Source organism: Novosphingobium sp. GW821-FHT09E05, from assembly GCF_059416165.1.
In genome coordinates this window covers 24,806-42,390 of the sequence record NZ_JBWKOQ010000007.1, presented here as the reverse complement: position 1 = coordinate 42,390, position 17,585 = coordinate 24,806, and the positions used below count along the sequence as shown (strand labels likewise).

Here is a 17,585-nt window from a genome sequence, read left to right as displayed (position 1 = left end):
ATAGCCTGTGCGCGTCAGCGCAACCGGGCGCGATTCATCTCTGCCGGGCGCCGTGCGCGCCGGGCCATGGAGTTCCAATGACCGAACAAGAAGATAAAGACCTCACCCAGCGCCGCTTCTACAAGGCCGAACAGGAGGCCGGTTTCGCCGAGCAGCAGGCCGAGACGATCCAGACCGAGCATCCCGCCTACCAGCTCGCCTTCCGCGATACCGACTTCCTGCTGCGCGACGAACTGCGCCCGGTGCGCTTCCAGCTTGAGCTGCTCAAGCCCGAGATGCTGCTCGAGGAAGCCAACATCGGCTCGACCCTGGTGATGTACGGCTCCGCGCGTATCCCCTCGCCCGACAAGGCCGAGGCGCTCGTCCAGGCCGCCGCCACCGATTACCAGAAGAAGGTCGCCGAGCGCCTTGCCGACAAGGCCAAGTACTACGACGAGGCGCGCAAGCTCGCTCGCCTCGCCAGCAGCTGCGCCATCGTCGAAAAGGGCATGCGCCAGTTCGTGGTGTGCTCGGGCGGCGGTCCCTCCATCATGGAGGCCGCCAACCGCGGCGCGGCGGACGTCGGCGCGGAATCGCTGGGCCTCAACATCGTGCTCCCGCACGAGCAGGCGCCCAACCGCTACGTGACGCCGCGGCTCTCGTTCCAGTTTCACTACTTCGCGCTGCGCAAGATGCACTTCCTGCTGCGCGCCCGCGCGGTTGCGGTGTTCCCGGGCGGCTTCGGCACCTTCGACGAGTTCTTCGAACTGCTCACGCTGATCCAGACAGGCAAGATGAAGCCGATCCCGATCCTGCTCTACGGCCGCGAGTTCTGGGAGCGCGTGATCGACTTCGAGGCGCTCGCCGAGGAAGGCACGATCAACCCCGCCGACCTCGACCTGTTCCGCTGGTGCGAAACCGCCGAAGAAGGCTGGGCGCATATCAGCAAGTTCTACGAGCTCGACTGCGGCTGAGAGGGGAGCGGACGGCGCGCCATGGAAGACCTGCCTGCCGCCCGCATCGTCATCGAGGGGAGCGCCATTACCGGCATCCCCTCGTTCTACGACGAGATCAACCGGGTCTTCATGGCGGGGGAGGACTGGCGGCTGGGCGAAAGCCTCGATGCGTTGAACGACCTCCTCTACGGCGGCTATGGTGCGCTTTCCGGTGGCCAGCCGGCGGTGATCGTCTGGAAGGACATGGACGCCAGCCGAGACGCGTTGGGCCGGGGTGCGACACTCGCGCTTCTTCGCGGCAGGCTGCCTGAATGGAAGATCTTCAACGGGTCCTCCATCGCCGGCCAGATCCAGGATCTGGAGGCCGGGCGCGGCACGACCTACTTCGATATCATCATGGACATCTTCGCCGATCACCCGAGGATCACCGTGGCGCTGGGATGACACCCGGCATCGTTCGATTTTGTTGAACGAAACGAGGGATTTTATCACAATTCATGGAAGTGCGGAAACGGTCCATCTGCGGGGGCACAGACCCAGCCCGCAGGAACGCCCCATGACCCGCTTCATCGAACCCATCAGCGAACGTACCCGCCTCCTCGCCGACTTTGCTCAGCCGGTCATCGTCGCGATGGGCACCGCGGGCCTGACCGGCGGCGCTATGGCGGCGATGGGCATGATTGCCGACGGCGCCCTGCGCATGCGTCGGATGCGCGCGCACTGAGAGCCGCTTCAGCGAACCGCGTGGTGTCCCATCGGGCCGTGGCCTTCGCCGAAGCCGGGTGCGGCGAGCAGGGCGGCACGCACGAAGTCGCGGGCGTCCTCGATCGCCTCGGAAAGCGGGGCGCCCTGGCCCAGGAACGTGGCGATGGCGCTCGACAGGGTGCAGCCGGTGCCGTGGGTGTGCCGGGTCTCGATACGCAGTGCGGTCCAGACCTGCGGCTCCTGGCCGGGAAGCATGAGCCGGTCGACCACCGTCTCGCCCGGAGCGTCGCCGCCCTTGGCGATATAGGCCACGCCGCGCGCAGCCAGTGCCGCATCGCCGCCGAGCGCCGCGAGTTCATCGACGTTGGGGGTGGTCAGGCAGGCGATCTTCATCAGCCGCTCGAACGCCGCCACAGTCGCCGCGTCGGCCAGCACCGAGCCGGCGGTGGAGACCATGACGGGATCGAACACGATCGGAACGCCCAGCCCTTCCAGCCGGTCTGCGACCATCTCCGCGATCTCGGCGCTACCCAGCATGCCGATCTTCACCGCATCGACACCGATGTCGCCGACGCAGGCGTCGATCTGCGCGGCGACCATTCCGGCCGTCATCGTCTCGACCGCCGTCACGCCCATGGTATTCTGCGCCGTGATCGCGGTGATCGCGGTCATGGCATAGCCGCCCAGCAGCGTGATGGTCTTGATGTCGGCCTGGATGCCGGCGCCGCCCGAGCTGTCCGAGCCGGCGATGGAGAGAATGCGGGGAGGCTGGTTCATGCCGGTCCCCTACCCTTTCCGGGCAGGGCGAGTCGAGATGGTCGTTCTGCCAGTTCCGTCCCCTTAGCCCTTGAACCGCCGCACCTTCGAGGGCGGGGCGGAATCGTGGTGCCGCTTGGCCCGCGTCGGCCGGTCGGTGAGTTCGCCGCCGCAGTTCGGACACAGGTCGTCGCTCTCCTCGGCGCAGGTCGCGCAGTAGGTGCATTCGAAGCTGCAGATGAAGGCGCCGGGCGCCTCGGCAGGCAGGTCGGAGCCGCAGCGCTGGCAGTCGGGACGCATTTCGAGAGCCATCAGGCAGCCGCCTTCTCAACAGCGTGGCAGATCGAGGCGACCGCCGCCTCGACCTCCGAAGCATCGTCGCCCTCGGCCATGACGCGGATCACCGGCTCGGTGCCCGAGGGCCGGATCACCAGCCGCCCGCGCCCTTCGAGCGAGGCCTGCGCATCGGCGATGGCCGCCTTGACGCTGTCGGCCTCGAGCGGCTTGCCGCCGGCGAAGCGCACGTTGCGCAGCAGCTGGGGGACGGGATCGAACAGATGCAGCAGCTCGCTCGCCCGCTTGCCCGACTGGACGAGCGCGGAGAGCACCTGCAGCGCCGCCACGGTGCCGTCGCCGGTGGTGGCATGGTCGAGCAGGATCATGTGGCCCGACTGTTCGCCGCCGACGTTGAAGCCGCCGCTGCGCATCCGCTCGAGGACGTGGCGGTCGCCTACCGCCGTGCGCTCCAGGTTCAGGCCAATGCCACCGAGGTAGCGTTCGAGGCCGAGGTTCGACATCACCGTCGCCACCACGCCGCCGCCGCGCAAGGTGCCATGCGCCGCGAACTGGCTGCCGATCAGCGCCATGATCTGGTCGCCGTCGACGGTCTTGCCCTTCTCGTCGACCACGATCAGCCGGTCGGCGTCACCGTCGAGCGCGATGCCGATGTCGGCGCCCGAGGACACCACGGTCTCCTGCAGCAGCTCGACGTGGGTGGAGCCGCAGCGCTCGTTGATGTTCTTGCCGTTGGGATTGACGCCAACCGCGACGATCTCCGCGCCCAGCTCCCAGAAGGCGGAAGGGGCGACCTGGTAGGCGGCGCCGTTGGCGCAATCGACCGCGATCTTCAGGCCGTCGAGCCGGACGGTGGAGGGCAGCGAGGCCTTGACCGCGTGGATGTAGCGGCCGCGCGCATCCTCGATGCGGCGGGCGCGGCCGATCTCGGGCGAGGCGGCGAGGGCGAGGTCCTGCCCCAGCATCGCCTCGATCGCCAGCTCGTCCTCGTCGGAGAGCTTGAAGCCGTCCGGCCCGAACAGCTTGATGCCGTTGTCCTCGTAGGGGTTGTGGCTGGCCGAGATCATCACGCCCACGTCGGCGCGCAGCTCACGCGTCAGCAGGGCGACGGCGGGGGTGGGCATCGGGCCGAGCAGCACCACGTCCATGCCCACGCTGGTGAAGCCCGCGACCATCGCGTTCTCGAGCATGTAGCCCGACAGTCGGGTGTCCTTGCCGATGACGACGCGGTGGCGGTGGCTGCCGCGTAGGAAGCGGGTGCCGGCGGCCTGCCCGACCTTCATCGCCATGGCGGCGGTCATCGCCCCTTGGTTGGTACGGCCGCGAATGCCGTCGGTGCCGAAGAACTGCTTGCCCATAGCGTGTGGAAATCCTGCTTCCCGAAAGTCGCGCCTTCTTAGGCGAAGGCCGTTACCGCGAGCTGAATGCGTTCTTACATCGCGTTTAGAAATGCGCCTTGGGGGATTGGTAGACGCAAGTGGTTGGAATTGCCATCCACCGGCAACATGGCCCGCGCTGCGTGGCTTCCCCTTTGCCTCCACCCTGCCCCAATGCTCCGTCGCCCCCGCGCCGGCGGGGTCCCCACCTTCGCTGGACACGAACGGAAGGCGAGGGGAGCCCACGATGCTCCGCACCACGCGACGCAAAATTGCCATCCGCCGCGCGCCCGCGTATCTATGGGGCGATGGCCACTTCCCCCCTAGCTCCCCCGCCCTCCGCCGCTTCGCGCATTCCCGAGATCCGGGTGCCGGGAGTGCTGACGCTCGCCGGTCTCGTCGCTGGTCTGGTGATCGGGCTGCTGATCGCCGGGAAATCGGTGGCGCAGACGGCGCTGGCGGTGGCGGGACCTGTCGGATCGCTCTGGCTGCAGGGGCTGCAGATGACCATTCTGCCGCTGGTGGCGGGGCTGCTGTTCTCCGGCATCGTCGAGACCGTCGCCGCCGCGCGCGCCGGGGCCATGGCGCGCCGGACGCTGGGGATCATCGTCTCGTTCCTCGCCTTCAGCGCGATCCTGGGGGCGGTGCTGATGCCGCTGCTGCTGGGGCTGTTCCCGGTGCCGGCCGGCGTCACCTTCGCCCACGGTGCCGATCCGGGCAAGGTGCCGGGCCTGGCCGATTTCCTGGCCTCGCTGCTGCCTGAGAATGTCGTCTCGGCGGCGGCGGCTAGCGCCATGCTCCCCGTCATCATCTTCGTCGCGCTGTTCGCCTTCGCCTCGACCAGGCTCGCGGACGAGCCGCGCCGGATGCTCGCGCTGCTGTTCGAGGGGCTCGCCGGCGCGATGATGGTGGTGATCGGCTGGGTGCTGATGCTCGCCCCGATCGGCGTCTTCGCGCTAGGCCTTACGCTCGGCGTACGCAGCGGCGGCGCGGCGCTGGGGGCGCTGGCGCATTACATCGTGCTGGTGGTGGCCGTGGGCACCGTGGTGATGATCGCCGGCTACGTGATCGCCGTCATGGCTGGGCGCAAGCGGCTCGGCGCCTTCGCCGCTGCCATGCTGCCCGCGCAGGTCGTGGCGATCTCGACCCAGTCCTCGATCGCGACGCTGCCAGCGATGCTCGCCTCCAGCCGCAAGCTGGGCGTCTCGGGCGCCACTTCGGAGTTCACCCTACCGCTCGCCGTGACGCTCTTCCGCGCGACCGGTCCCGCGATGAACATGGCGGTGGCGGTCTATGCCGCGAAGCTCGCCGGGATGGAACTGACCACCGGTGCGCTCGCGGCCGGTACTTTCGTGGCATTTGCAACGACGTTCGGCGCGGTATCGCTGCCCGGCACGATCAGCTTCGTCTCCTCGATCGGCCCTATCGCGGCGGCCATGGGCGTACCGCTCTGGCCGCTGGGCGTTCTGGTGGCGGTGGAGGTCCTCCCCGACCTCATGCGCACGCTGGGCAACGTGACGATGGACGTCGCGCTCACCAGCGCGGTCGATGCGGGCGTGGACGAGCCGCAAAGGGCCGAAACCATCCACTGAACGCGGCGGTAAGGCCCTGCGGGTCCTAGCTCGCCGGGTCGTACATGAACTCGCGCAGTTCCTGCGCGCAGCGGCAGGCCACCGCGATCCTGGCCGCCCATGCGAGCGCATTCTCGCGGGTCGGCAGTTCCAGCACCGTGAAGCCGCCCTTGAGCTCGCTGCCGGGGTAGATGGTGGTGGATACGGACCCGTCGCCGGCTACCAGCACAGGATCGACGCCTTCGTGGATGCCGCCGCCGAATACATAGACGCCCGCTGCCTTGGCCTCCTCGATCACGGCCCGAGAGGTGGCGGAGACGATCGGGAATTCCTCCTCGGTCAGCACCATGGCTTCGCTGGGAAAGGAGATGAGGTACTTGGTCATGCAGCCCTTACTCCTCCAGTTCGATGTCCCAGTAGAGCCAGTCGCGCCAGGTTTCGTGGAGGTGGTTGGGCGGGAAGCCCCGGCCGCGTTCCTGTAGCTGCCAGCTGGTCGGGCGGATGGGCTGGACCAGAGGAGGCATGTGCGCCTGCTTGGGGGTGCGCCCGCCCTTCCTGAGGTTGCAGGGCGAGCAGGCGGTGAGGATGTTCTCCCAGGACGTGCGCCCGCCGAGGCGGCGCGGGACGACGTGGTCGAAGGTCAGGTTATGCGGGCTGCCGCAGTACTGGCACGAGAAGCGGTCGCGCAGGAACAGGTTGAAGCGGGTGAAGGCGGGGAACTCGCTCGGCCGCACGTACTGGCGCAGCGCGATCACCGAGGGGATCTGCATCGTCCAGCTGGGGCTGTGTACCGCGCGCTCGTAGCTGGAGATGATGTCGACCCGTTCCAGCACCACCGCCTTGATCGCGGTCTGCCACGGCCACAGGCTCAGCGGGTAGTAGGAGAGCGGCGTGTAGTCCGCATTGAGGACGAGGGCAGGGCAGTCGGAAAGACTGCGGGAGGGGTCTCCCTCCGCGCTGCGGAAACGGGCCGCGCGCTCGATCAGGTCCGCCCTGAGCATGGCCTCCTGTCGCAGTCTATCATTGCTGTTTGATGGCAACGCATGGGTACTTTGCAGCACCTGCGCAGGCCCGCGTCAAGATCGCTGAAGGACGAGGTCTACGCGCAATCCACAGGATCGCTGACGAATGGCGGGTTTCCTTTCGCCCGCAGCGAACGCTAGGACGGACGGTAGATGATCCGCACCCGCTTCGCTCCCAGCCCCAACGGACCGCTGCACCTCGGCCACGCCTACGCCGCCTTGGTGGCGCACGATGTCGCCCGTGCGCGTGGCGGCGCGTTCATCCTGCGCATCGAGGACATCGACGGGACACGCAGCCGACCCGAATTCGTCGAGGAATTCCTGCGCGACCTCGCGTGGCTGGGCCTCGCGTGGGACGGTGAGGCGGTGTTCCAGTCGCATCGCCTCGCCCACTATGCCGAGGCAGGCGAGCGGCTCAAGGCGATGGGCCTGCTCTACCCCTGCACCTGCACCCGCGCCGAGATCGTCGCCGCCGCGCCGGAGATCGGCCCCGACGGCCCGATCTATCCCGGCACCTGCCGCCACCGCGCAGCCGATCCCGCCCATGCCGCGTGGCGCCTCGACGTGGCGAAGGCCATGGCGCTGGCCGGCCCGCTCGCATGGATGGACGAGGCCGCCGGCTTGCAAACCGCGACGCCGGACATCTTCGGCGACGTCGTGCTCCTGAGGAAGGACCTGCCCGCCAGCTACCACCTCGCCGCCACGCTCGACGACGCGACGGACGGGATCACGCTCGTCACGCGCGGCATGGACCTGTTTCCCGCCAGCCATGTCCACCGCCTGCTCCAGGCATTGCTCGGCCTGCCGGTGCCGACCTGGCTGCACCACCCGCTGCTGGTCGAGCCGGCCCGTGACGGCGAACTGTGCAAGCTCGCCAAGCGGCGCGGCGCACCTTCGCTGGCCGACCGGCGCCGCGCCGGGGAGGACGGGCGCGCCATCGCCCAGGCACTGCGGGAAGGACGCCTGCCCGCTGGCATTTCGCTGTCACAGGGCGTACATCAGGCGCCATGAGCTACATCCTGATCCCTGTCGTCGTCGTGCTGATGATCATGGTCGTCGTCACTCTCGTGCGCGGCATCGCCGCCTTCCTGAACAGCACCAAGGAAGACCTCAACCGCGATCCCAGCCTGACCGGGCCGAGCGCGAACCAGCTGCTGCAGAACAAGATGATGTTCAACCGCATCAAGTACCAGGCCGCCGCCGTGCTGGTCTGCGCGCTGCTGCTGGCGATGGCGCGGTAGTCGGCCGAGCGCGCTGGCGAACCCCGTCGTCCCCGCGCAGGCGGGGACCGCTGGGTACCCTTGATGCGGCGCCTCGCCGAGAGTCCGCGCGGCCTTGCCAGCGGTCCCCGCCCTCGCGGGGACGACGATTCTTGAACCCCACCGCATCGCCCTCCCCAGAAGGAACCTGTACCTTGGTCCGGCTCAACAAGATCTACACCCGCACCGGTGACGACGGCTCCACCGGCCTCGTCGACGGCTCGCGCCTGCCCAAGCACGCGGCGCGCATGGACGCGATCGGCGCGGTGGACGAGGCGAACAGCGCCATCGGCCTCGCCGTCTGCGCGCTCGTCGGCACCGAACATGCGGTGAACCTGACGCGCATCCAGAACGACATGTTCGACCTCGGCGCCGACCTCGCCACGCCCGGCGACGACTTCGCGCCCGGCGAGATGACCCTGCGCATCGTCCCCGCGCAGGTCGAATGGCTGGAAACCGCGATCGACGCGGTCAACGAGCACCTCTCGCCCTTGCGCAGCTTCATCCTGCCCGGCGGCAGCGAGGCGGCCGCGCGCGTCCACATCGCCCGCGCCTCCACCCGCTCGGCCGAGCGCCGCGCCACCGCGCTGGCCGCCACCGATCCGGTAAACCCCGCCGCGCTCGCCTATATCAACCGGCTGAGCGACTACCTCTTCGTCCTCGCCCGGGCGGTCAATTCCGACGGCGCCGACGACGTGCTTTGGGTCCCCGGTCAGAATCGCTAGGTTCCCCGCCGGAGCCGAGCGGCTACCCAGCGCTCGCATCACGTTGAGAGGGAGTTTGGCAGTGCAGACAGTCGGTATCATCGGCGCAGGAATCATGGGCGCGGGCATTGCCCAGACCGTCGCGGGCGTGGGCCTCGACGTGGTCCTGACCGACATCAGCCTGGAGATCGCCGAGAAGGGCAAGGCCGGCATCGCCAGGAGCCTGTCGAAGCTCGTCGCCAAGGAAAAGATCAGCCAGGCCGACGCCGAGGCGCTGCTCGCCCGTATCACCCCCGTGGGCGACTATGCCGCGCTGTCCGGCGCCGACCTCATCATCGAGGCTGCCACCGAGCGCGAGGACATTAAGGCGAAGATCTTCGAGGCTGCCGGCAAGGTGCTGGGGCCCAATGCGATCATGGCGTCGAACACCAGCTCGATCCCGATCACCCGCATGGCCGCCGGCTCGCCCGACCCTGCGCGCTTCTGCGGGCTGCACTTCTTCAACCCGGTTCCCGTCATGGGCCTCGTCGAAGTCATCCCCGGCCTCGCCACCTCGCAGGATACGATCGAGCGCATGAAGGCGTTCGGCGAGAAGCTGGGCAAGACCGTGGTCCTCGCCGGCGACGAGCCCGGCTTCGTCGTCAACCGCATCCTGTGCCCGATGCTCAACGAGGCGATCTTCGTGCTCGGCGCCGGGATCGGCTCGGTCGAGGACATCGACGCCGGCTGCAAGATCGGCCTCAACCACCCGATGGGCCCGCTGACGCTGGCGGACTTCGTCGGCCTCGACACGCTCTACGAGATCATGAAGGTGTTTCACTCGACAACCGGCGACCCCAAGTACCGCCCCGCGCCGCTGCTGCAGAAGTACGTCGAGGCGGGCTGGTATGGCCGCAAGTCGGGCAAGGGCTTCTACGATTACTCGGGCGAAGTGCCGGTTCCTTCGCGGTAAGCGTCGTCCATGCCGTCGTCCCGGATTTGATCCGGGACCGCTGGCAGATCTTCAGGCGCGGCCTCGCCGACGGCGGGTGTGGCCCGGTCAGCGGTCCCGGTCGAGCCGGGGACGACGACTTCTTCTCGGAACCCCCCGCTCCCCCCGCCCGTTACTCCTGCAAAGGAGATTTCCCCATGATCGAACGCACCGACGACCTTCCGCCCGAAACGGTGAACGACGAGCAGGAAGAGGAGGACACCCAGGCGCAGTCCATCGCCGACGAAGCCCAGGGCCGTACGTCGTCCAACGCCGGCCTTGGCGACACCGAGAAGGTCAAGGGCGGCATCGAAGATGAGGACGACGTCCAGGACATCGTCGATCACATGAACCAGATGGACAGCAGCGGCACCATCGACATGTCCGCCTACGACGGCGAGGAGACGATGGATGACCTCGAGGGTCGCTACGGCAAGCGCAATGCCGCCGACGAGGAGTTCTCTGAAGACGACAGCTGAGCGGGCGGACCTCCAAATACCACCGTCACCCGAAACATACCTTGTCCTAGCGTAGGCGGGGACCCCGCTTGTTCTTTCGGCCTCGCGATGAGCCGCCAGGAAAGCGGGGCCCCCGCCTTCGCGGGGGCGACGGCTTCCGGTAATTGCGCGGTGGCGGTTGAAGCAGCCCGAGTCCTAGTCCTTCGACCAAAGATTCTTAATGCGGCGCATCGGAGGCCATGACCTGCGCCTGGTCGGACGAGGTATCATCGTCCGGCGACGGAACCGAGCAATAGGCGGTCAGCAACACCCCGGCGGACCAGAACAGTGCGTTCCAGCGGCTGCGAAAAACGGTGGTGATCCTGGGACCCATCATGCCACTCCCACACCCTGCGAGAGTTAAGGTTCGTTACCCGCCTCGCGCTTGAGGTCGTAGAGCATCTCGAGCGCGTCGCGGGGGGCGAGGGCGTCCACGTCCATGTCGCGCAGGCGGTCGCGCAGGGTGTCGCACTCCGCCTCGCGGGTAACCTGCGCGGCGGCGAACAGCGGCAGGTCACCCAGGCCCGCGGCCAGCCCGCCGGTTTCGGCGCGGCCCTTCTCCAGCTTCTCCAGCACCGACTTGGCCCGGCTGATGACCTTGGGCGGAACTCCCGCGAGACGCGCGACGGCAAGGCCGTAGCTGCGGTCGGCGGGCCCTTCCGACAGTTCGTGCAGCAGCACGAGGTCGCCCTTCCACTCCCGCGCGCGGACGTGGTGCAGCGAGAGCGCCTCGCAGGTCTCCGCCAGCCGCGCGAGTTCGTGGTAGTGGGTGGCGAAGAGGCAGCGGCAGCGGTTGGTTTCGTGGACCGCCTCGGCGATCGCCCAGGCCAGCGCCAGGCCGTCGTAGGTCGAGGTGCCGCGGCCCACTTCGTCGAGGATCACGAAGCTGCGGTCGGTCGCCTGCGCGAGGATGGCGGCGGTCTCGACCATCTCCACCATGAAGGTCGAGCGCCCGCGCGCGAGGTTGTCGGAGGCGCCGACGCGGCTGAACAGGCGGTCGACCATGCCGATGCGCGCTGCCTTGGCGGGCACGAAGCCGCCCGCCTGCGCGAGCAGCACGATCAGCGCGTTCTGGCGCAGGAAGGTCGACTTACCGCCCATGTTAGGGCCACCTATCAGCCAGAGCCGGTCATGCGTGGCGAGGCGGCAGTCGTTGGCGACGAAGCGCTCGCCTTGGTTCTTGAGCGCCGCCTCGACCACCGGGTGACGCCCACCCTCGATGTCGAGCGAGATGCCCTCGACCACCTGGGGCCGGGTCCAGCCGCCCTCGGCGGCGCGTTCGGCCTGTCCGGCGGCGACGTCGATGCGGGCGAGCGCAGCGGCGGTGCGGGCGATCGACTGGCGCGCGGCGATCGCCTCGGCCACCAGTTCCTCGAAATGCGCTTCCTCGGCGGCGAGGGCGTGAGCCCCTGCCTCGGTGATGCGCGCGGCTTCCTCGTGCAGCGCCAGCGCGTTGAAGCGCATCGCGCCGGCCATGGTCTGGCGGTGCGTGAAGCCGCTGTCGGGTTCGAGCAGCTTGTCGGCATGGCGCTGGGCGACCTCGATGAAGTAGCCGAGCACGTTGTTGTGCTTGATTTTCAGCGAGGCGACGCCGGTGTCCTCGCGATACTTCGCCTCCAGCGCGGCGATGGCGCGGCGGGCGTTGCCCGACATGACGCGCAACTCGTCGAGCGCGGCGTTGTAGCCGGCGGCGATGTAGCCGCCCTGGCCGCGCTCGGTCGGCGGGGTTTCCACCAGCGCGCGGGCGAAATGATCGACCAGCGCGGCGTGCCCGCCGAGGTCGGGCAGCACCCGTTCGAGCAGCACCGGCAGCCCGTCCATCGCGCCCAGCCGCTCACTGATCCGGCGCGCGCCCGAGAGGCCGTCGCGCAGCTGGCCGAGGTCGCGCGGGGCGCCGCGTCCCGCCACCACGCGGCCCAGCGCGCGGCCGAGGTCGGGCAGCGCCCGCAGCGCGGCGCGCAGGTCTTCGCGCAGCAGCGCGTCGTCGTGGAGCCACTCGACCAGTTCGAGCCGCCCGGCGATCGCGAGGCGGTCGGTCAGCGGGGCGGAGAGGTCGTCGGCCAGCTGGCGTGCGCCGGCGCCGGTGACGCAGCGGTCGATCGCGTCGATCAGGCTGCCCTTGCGCCCGCCCTGCGACGATTCGAGGATTTCGAGGCTGGCGCGCGTCGCCTCGTCCATGGCGAGCGCGGCGTCCCCGGCGCGCGCCTCGGGCGGCAGTAGCAGCGGCAGCTTGCCGCGCCCGACGTGGTCGAGATAGGCGATCAGTCCGCCGACCGCCGCCAGCATCGGCCGGGTGAAGGCGCCGAAGCCGTCGAGCGTGGCGACGCCGTGGACCAGCATGAGCCGCGCCTCGCCGCCATCGGAGGAGAACTCGTGGGCCGAGCGCGGGATGGCGCCGTCGGGCGCGGCATCCCAGCCGTCGGGCACCACCAGTTCGCTGGCGCCGAGCCGGGCGAGCGCGGCGGCCAGCCGGTCGGCCGGGCATTCCTCCAGCTCCATGCGGCCGGTCGAGATGTCGACGGCGGCGATGCCCACGGTGCCGCGCACCTCGCAGGCGGCGGCGAGCACGTTGGCGCGGCGCGGTTCGAGCAGCGCTTCCTCGGTCAGCGTGCCGGCGGTGACGAAGCGCACGATGTCGCGTGAGACCAGCGCCTTGTAGCCGCCCCGCTTCTTGGCCTCGGCCGGGGTCTCGACCTGCTCGGCGATGGCGACGCGGCAACCGGCCTTGATGAGCCGTGCGAGGTAGCCCTCCGCTGCGTGGACGGGCACTCCGCACATCGGGATCGGCACGCCGGCATGTTCGCCGCGCGTGGTCAGCGCGATGTCGAGAATCTGGCTTGCCGTTTTCGCGTCATCGAAGAACAGCTCGAAGAAGTCGCCCATGCGGTAGAACAGCAGGCAGTCGCCCGCTTCCTCGCGCAAGGCGAGGTACTGCGCCATCATCGGAGTCGGGGCTGAAGTCATGCCCCGGCGATAGCGGCAGGGCGGCGCTCTTGGGAAGCACGGCTACCCATCCTTTCCCCTATCGCGTCGGCGAGAGATTGGTTAGGGCGCGAGGCGCAACCGGGAGATATCGCTTGTCCGAGAAAAGCAAGGTTCAGTTCACCGATCGCGAGGCGCTGTTCTACCACAGTACCCAGCGTCCGGGTAAGATCGAGATTATCGCGTCGAAGCCGATGGCGACGCAGCGCGACCTGAGCCTCGCCTATTCGCCGGGCGTCGCCGTGCCCGTGCAGGCCATCGCCGACGATCCCGCAACCGCCTACGACTATACCGCCAAGGGCAACCTGGTGGCCGTCATCTCCAACGGCACCGCGATCCTGGGCATGGGCAATCTCGGCGCGCTGGCATCGAAGCCGGTGATGGAAGGCAAGGCGGTGCTGTTCAAGCGCTTCGCCGACGTCGATTCCATCGACATCGAGCTCGCCAGCGAGGACACCGAGGCGCTGATCGAGGCGATCGCGATGATGGAGCCGAGCTTCGGCGGCATCAACCTCGAGGACATCAAGGCCCCCGAGTGCTTCATCATCGAGCAGGCCCTGCGAGAGCGCATGAAGATCCCGGTCATGCACGACGACCAGCACGGCACCGCGATCATCGCGGCGGCGGGCCTCATCAACGCCTGCCTCGTCACCGGCCGCAAGCTGGACGAGATCAAGGTCGTGGTGAACGGCGCCGGCGCCTCGGCGCTCGCCTGCACCTCGCTCATCAAGTCGATGGGCGTGAAGCATGACAACGTCCTCGTCTGCGACACCAAGGGCGTGATCTACCCGGGCCGCGAGCGGGTCGACCAGTTCAAGTCGGCCCATGCGGTCAAGACCGAGAAGCGCACGCTGGCCGAGGCCATCGTCGGCGCCGACGTCGTGCTCGGCCTGTCCGCCAAGGGCGCGATCACCGCCGAGATGGTGAAGTCGATGGCGCCCGAGCCGATCATCTTCGCGATGGCCAACCCGGACCCCGAGATCACCCCGCCCGAAGCCAAGGCGGTGCGCCCCGACGCGATCGTCGCCACCGGCCGCTCGGACTATCCCAACCAGGTCAACAACGTTCTTGGCTTCCCCTTCATCTTCCGCGGCGCTCTCGACGTGCGGGCGACCGCGATCAACGAGGAGATGAAGATCGCCGCCGCCACCGCCATCGCGGAACTGGCGCGCGAGCAGGTCCACGAGGACGTCGCGGCGGCCTACGGCGGCGAGACGCAGGTGTTCGGCCGCGACTACATCATCCCCGCGCCGTTCGACCCGCGCCTGATGGAAGTCGTCCCCATGGCCGTCGCCAGGGCGGCGATGGATTCGGGCGTGGCGCAGAAGCCCATCGAAGACTTCGAGGCCTATCGCCACAAGCTCAAGGCGCGCCTCAACCCGACCACCTCGGTGCTCACCCGCGTCTACGAGCAGGTCAAGGCCAACCCCAAGCGCGTGATCTTCGCCGAGGCGGACAACGAAGTCGTGCTGCGCGCCGCGATCCAGTACCGCGACTTCGGCTACGGCGAGCCCGTCCTGGTCGGCCGCACCCAGACCATCCTCGACAAGATGGTCGAACTGGGCGTGCCGCACCCGGAGAGCTTCCACATCGAGAACTCGATGGTCTCCGAGCACGTAACCCCGATGGTCGAGATGCTCTACGAGCGCCTCAAGCGCCGGGGCTTCCTGCAGCGCGACGTGCAGCGCATGGTCAACACCGACCGCAACATCTTCGCCTCCGGCCTGCTCAAGCTCGGCGTCGGCGATGCGATGATCACCGGCATGACCCGGCCCTTCGCGCAGTCGATGAAGGAAGTGCGCCGCGTCCTTGACCCGGCACAGGGCAAGCTGCCCTTCGGCATCCACATGCTGGTGGGCAAGAACCACACCGTGTTCATGGCCGACACCACCATCAACGAGCGTCCCAGCGCCGAGGAACTCGCGGTCATCGCGACCGAGACGGCGGCGGTCGCCCGCAAGCTCGGCCACGAGCCGCGCGTGGCGTTCCTCAGCTACTCGACTTTCGGCAACCCGGCGGGCAAGTGGCTGGATACGACGCGCGAGGCGATCCACATCCTCGACCAGCAGCAGCCGGACTTCGAGTACGAGGGCGAACTGGCCCCCGATGCCGCGCTCAACCCCAAGGTCATGGCGCTCTATCCGTTCAGCCGCCTGACCGCGCCGGCCAACGTGCTCATCATGCCCGGCCTGCAGTCGGCCAACCTCTCGGCCAAGCTGCTGCGCGAAGTGGGCGGCACCACCACCATCGGGCCGATGCTGCTGGGCATGGAGAAGCCGGTGCAGGTCGCGCCGATGACCGCCATCGCCCCCGACGTGCTGACCCTCGCCGTGCTCGCGGCGGCAGGCATCGCGGGCTGAGGCCATGAAAAAGAACGCAGGGGTGGCGGCCCCTGCGTTCTCCTTTCCCGACGATACCGTCCCGGGGCCGCGCCTGCGAAGGTGCGGCCCCGTTCGTTTCGTCAGAAGCGGGCGGTGACGCCCATCCAGACGCGGGCGGGGTCGATCATGTAGCCGGCCTCGTCATAGTTCAGCCGCTTGTCGAGCAGGTTCTGCACGCCGGCGTGGAAGGTGAAGTCCCGCGTGACCTTGTACGACGCGCCGAGGTCTACCGTGGTGTACGATTCGACGACCAGGTTGCTGCCGCTGATCTGCGCCTCGGTCACCGCTTCCTCGCCGCGGAACACCGCGCGCAGGTAGCCGCTGAAGCGGTCGTCCGGCCGCCAGTTGAGCGAGGCGCTGGCCTGCTGCTTCGGCGTGTCGTTGAGCGCGGCGCCGGCATTGGTGCCGGAAAGCTGCTCGGAATCGGTCAGCGTGCCGGTGGCGTTGACGCGCAGGGTATCGGTGAGCTTGACGTCGACGGTCGCCTCGATGCCGCGAACCTTGGCCTTGTCGACGTTGACGTAGGTCGTCGGCGGCCGGCCGATCGAGCTGAGCGGCTCGTCCACGCACCAGGCGCCCGCGACCACGCAGGTGACGCGGGTGATCTTGTCGTTGAAGCGGGTGTCGTAGGCCGTCAGGCTCGCCTGGAAGCCATTGCCTTCGTACATCGCCACCGCCTCGATCGTGCGCGAGGTCTCGGCCTCGAGGTCGGGGTTGCCGTAGATCGTGCCGCCACGGCTGCTCTGGCCCCAGTCGGGCAGGGTCTGGCGCAGGTTCGGCGCGCGAAAGCCCTGCGAATAGCCACCCTTCAGCGTGAAGCTCGGCACCACGTTCCACACCGCGTAGATGCGCGGCGTCCAGTGCGCGCCGTACTGCTCGTCGTTGTCGAGGCGGATGCCGCCGGTGAGGTGCAGGTTGTCGAGGATGGTCAGTTCGTCCTCGGCGAACAGCGCCCAGTTGGTGCGGCTGGCACCGGCGCGGGTCGAGCCGGCCAGCAGGTTGCCGGTGGTGTCGGTCAGGTCCTCGTTACGGAAGAAGCCGCCGAGACTAAGCATGTTGGAGGGCAGCGCCACCGACCAGATCGACTGCGCGACGGTGTTCTTGATGCGCTTGGTGGTCTCCAGGTTCTTCGCATCCTCGTACTGCACGTAGCTGTCGGAACTGGCGAAGCCCCAGCGGCCCTGGTGGCTGATCGAACCGACCCAGCGCTGCTGCGTCTGGCTGTTTTCGGTGCCTTCGGGAACGGTGGCGGTGACCTCGACGGTCCTGCCGGCGGTGGCGATCGTTTCCTGGCGGTAGTAGCCGCCCTCGACGATGAAGTCGTGGTCCGGCCCGGCCGAGAAGCCGATCTTGCCGGCCAGGCTCTCGTCGTTGCGCTCCGGCGTGCCGCCGACGATGTCGTCCTCGGTGCGGCGGTTGATCGAGCCCTGGAGCTGCAGGCCGATGCCGCTCGTGATCGGGCCCGAGAGGTAGAAGTTGGCGTCGGCGAAATTGCCGTACTCGTCCGAGAGCTGCATCGTCCCGTTGGCGCGCACGCTGCCGCGCCACTTGGTCGCGATGCGCCGGGTGATGACGTTGACGACGCCGCCCATCGCGTCCGAGCCGTAGAGCGAGGACATCGGCCCGCGCACGACCTCGATGCGCTCGATCGCCTCGAGCGGGGGCAGCAGGCCGCCTTCCGAATTGTTGCCGCCGTTGGTGCGGGTCTCGCGGCTGCTGAGGCGCTTACCGTCGACCAGGATCAGCGTGTACTGCGGCGACATGCCGCGGATCGAGATGTCGCGGCTGTTGCCCTCGCCCGGCGTCACGGTGACGCCCGGGACCTCCATCAGTGCGTCGGTAACCTCGCGGTAGGGCATGCGCTCGAGGTCCTCGCGGGTGATCACGCTGATCGAGGCGGGCGCGTCCTTCACCTCCTGCTCGCGGCTGGTGGCGGTGACGACGATAGTCGAGGCGTTGGTCGTCTCGGACGCCTCCCCAGCTGCATCGGCGGCGTAGGCCGGAGCATGTTGGGCGATGATGGCGAGCGTCAGCACCGCCGCACCGGCGCGCAGCCTGTTCTTCTTGGACACGGGGACCCCCTTGGAAATCGTAAAATTGCTAATGCAAATGGATTGCAAGAGCGCCCTTCGC

Annotated in this window: 18 protein-coding genes; 10 read left to right on the top strand and 8 right to left on the bottom strand. The window is 68.4% G+C overall.

The window, feature by feature from the left end; all coding sequences use genetic code 11:
- Positions 1-77: 77 nt before the first annotated feature.
- The 3 genes from AC07M9_RS19400 to AC07M9_RS19390 all read left to right on the top strand — a co-directional run bounded on the left by AC07M9_RS19400 (position 78) and on the right by AC07M9_RS19390 (position 1,659).
- Positions 78-953 (top strand): LOG family protein, encoded by an 876-nt coding sequence (locus AC07M9_RS19400; RefSeq protein ID WP_494886058.1) that lies wholly within the window; start codon positions 78-80, stop codon positions 951-953.
- Positions 954-974: 21 nt separating this feature from the next.
- Positions 975-1,379 carry a barstar family protein gene (locus AC07M9_RS19395; protein WP_494886057.1) on the top strand — a complete coding sequence of 135 codons (405 nt, stop codon included), beginning with the start codon at positions 975-977 and terminating at the stop codon, positions 1,377-1,379.
- Positions 1,380-1,491: 112 nt separating this feature from the next.
- The gene (locus tag AC07M9_RS19390; RefSeq protein WP_494886056.1) at positions 1,492-1,659 is read left to right on the top strand and encodes a hypothetical protein; all 168 of its coding nucleotides are present in this window, start codon (positions 1,492-1,494) and stop codon (positions 1,657-1,659) included.
- Between the two features lie 8 nt (positions 1,660-1,667).
- On the opposite strand, the gene thiD is transcribed toward AC07M9_RS19390, so the two are convergent.
- From thiD to glmM, 3 genes are all read right to left on the bottom strand, one after another.
- Entirely contained in the window at positions 1,668-2,417 is a 750-nt protein-coding gene (gene thiD, locus AC07M9_RS19385) for a bifunctional hydroxymethylpyrimidine kinase/phosphomethylpyrimidine kinase (RefSeq protein WP_494886055.1), read from the bottom strand.
- Positions 2,418-2,480: 63 nt separating this feature from the next.
- A complete protein-coding gene (locus tag AC07M9_RS19380) occupies positions 2,481-2,708 on the bottom strand; it encodes a DUF1272 domain-containing protein (protein ID WP_494886054.1) in 228 nt (75 codons plus the stop codon).
- Positions 2,708-4,048 carry a phosphoglucosamine mutase gene (gene glmM, locus AC07M9_RS19375; protein ID WP_494886053.1) on the bottom strand — a complete coding sequence of 447 codons (1,341 nt, stop codon included), beginning with the start codon at positions 4,046-4,048 and terminating at the stop codon, positions 2,708-2,710. The genes AC07M9_RS19380 and glmM overlap by 1 nt, the downstream gene beginning before the upstream one ends.
- Positions 4,049-4,374: 326 nt before the next feature.
- Here glmM and AC07M9_RS19370 point away from each other — a divergent pair, with 326 nt between their 5' ends.
- The gene (locus AC07M9_RS19370; protein ID WP_494886051.1) at positions 4,375-5,658 is read left to right on the top strand and encodes a dicarboxylate/amino acid:cation symporter; all 1,284 of its coding nucleotides are present in this window, start codon (positions 4,375-4,377) and stop codon (positions 5,656-5,658) included.
- Between the two features lie 25 nt (positions 5,659-5,683).
- Here the strand turns inward: AC07M9_RS19370 and AC07M9_RS19365 are convergent, their stop codons facing one another.
- Together AC07M9_RS19365 and AC07M9_RS19360 are read right to left on the bottom strand one after the other, a co-directional pair.
- Positions 5,684-6,022, bottom strand: coding sequence for a YciI family protein (locus AC07M9_RS19365; RefSeq protein WP_494886049.1), 339 nt, complete (start codon positions 6,020-6,022; stop codon positions 5,684-5,686).
- A 7-nt stretch (positions 6,023-6,029) separates the two neighbouring features.
- Positions 6,030-6,638, bottom strand: coding sequence for an HNH endonuclease (locus AC07M9_RS19360; protein ID WP_007688031.1), 609 nt, complete (start codon positions 6,636-6,638; stop codon positions 6,030-6,032).
- 174 nt (positions 6,639-6,812) lie between these two features.
- Between AC07M9_RS19360 and gluQRS the strand changes: the two genes are divergently transcribed.
- The 5 genes from gluQRS (at position 6,813) to AC07M9_RS19335 (ending at position 10,071) form a co-directional block, all read left to right on the top strand.
- Complete coding sequence (gluQRS, locus tag AC07M9_RS19355) at positions 6,813-7,670, top strand: tRNA glutamyl-Q(34) synthetase GluQRS (protein WP_494886048.1); 858 nt, start codon at positions 6,813-6,815, stop codon at positions 7,668-7,670.
- Positions 7,667-7,900, top strand: coding sequence for a hypothetical protein (locus tag AC07M9_RS19350; protein WP_494886047.1), 234 nt, complete (start codon positions 7,667-7,669; stop codon positions 7,898-7,900). Before gluQRS ends, AC07M9_RS19350 begins: the two co-directional genes overlap by 4 nt.
- Before the next feature lie 173 nt (positions 7,901-8,073).
- Positions 8,074-8,643: a cob(I)yrinic acid a,c-diamide adenosyltransferase gene (locus AC07M9_RS19345; protein ID WP_494886045.1), complete on the top strand. Its 570-nt coding sequence runs from the start codon at positions 8,074-8,076 to the stop codon at positions 8,641-8,643.
- 61 nt (positions 8,644-8,704) lie between these two features.
- Positions 8,705-9,574 carry a 3-hydroxyacyl-CoA dehydrogenase family protein gene (locus AC07M9_RS19340; RefSeq protein ID WP_494886044.1) on the top strand — a complete coding sequence of 290 codons (870 nt, stop codon included), beginning with the start codon at positions 8,705-8,707 and terminating at the stop codon, positions 9,572-9,574.
- A gap of 176 nt (positions 9,575-9,750) precedes the next feature.
- Positions 9,751-10,071 (top strand): hypothetical protein, encoded by a 321-nt coding sequence (locus tag AC07M9_RS19335; RefSeq protein WP_494886043.1) that lies wholly within the window; start codon positions 9,751-9,753, stop codon positions 10,069-10,071.
- Between the two features lie 196 nt (positions 10,072-10,267).
- Here the strand turns inward: AC07M9_RS19335 and AC07M9_RS19330 are convergent, their stop codons facing one another.
- Complete coding sequence (locus tag AC07M9_RS19330) at positions 10,268-10,426, bottom strand: hypothetical protein (RefSeq protein ID WP_494886042.1); 159 nt, start codon at positions 10,424-10,426, stop codon at positions 10,268-10,270.
- A gap of 23 nt (positions 10,427-10,449) precedes the next feature.
- Positions 10,450-13,053, bottom strand: a complete 2,604-nt coding sequence (gene mutS / locus AC07M9_RS19325; protein ID WP_494886040.1) for a DNA mismatch repair protein MutS — start codon at positions 13,051-13,053, stop codon at positions 10,450-10,452.
- Positions 13,054-13,166: 113 nt separating this feature from the next.
- Here mutS and AC07M9_RS19320 point away from each other — a divergent pair, with 113 nt between their 5' ends.
- Entirely contained in the window at positions 13,167-15,431 is a 2,265-nt protein-coding gene (locus AC07M9_RS19320) for an NADP-dependent malic enzyme (RefSeq protein WP_494886039.1), read from the top strand.
- 101 nt (positions 15,432-15,532) lie between these two features.
- Here the strand turns inward: AC07M9_RS19320 and AC07M9_RS19315 are convergent, their stop codons facing one another.
- A complete protein-coding gene (locus AC07M9_RS19315; protein ID WP_494886038.1) occupies positions 15,533-17,524 on the bottom strand; it encodes a TonB-dependent receptor domain-containing protein in 1,992 nt (663 codons plus the stop codon).
- Between the last annotated feature and the right edge of the window lie 61 nt (positions 17,525-17,585).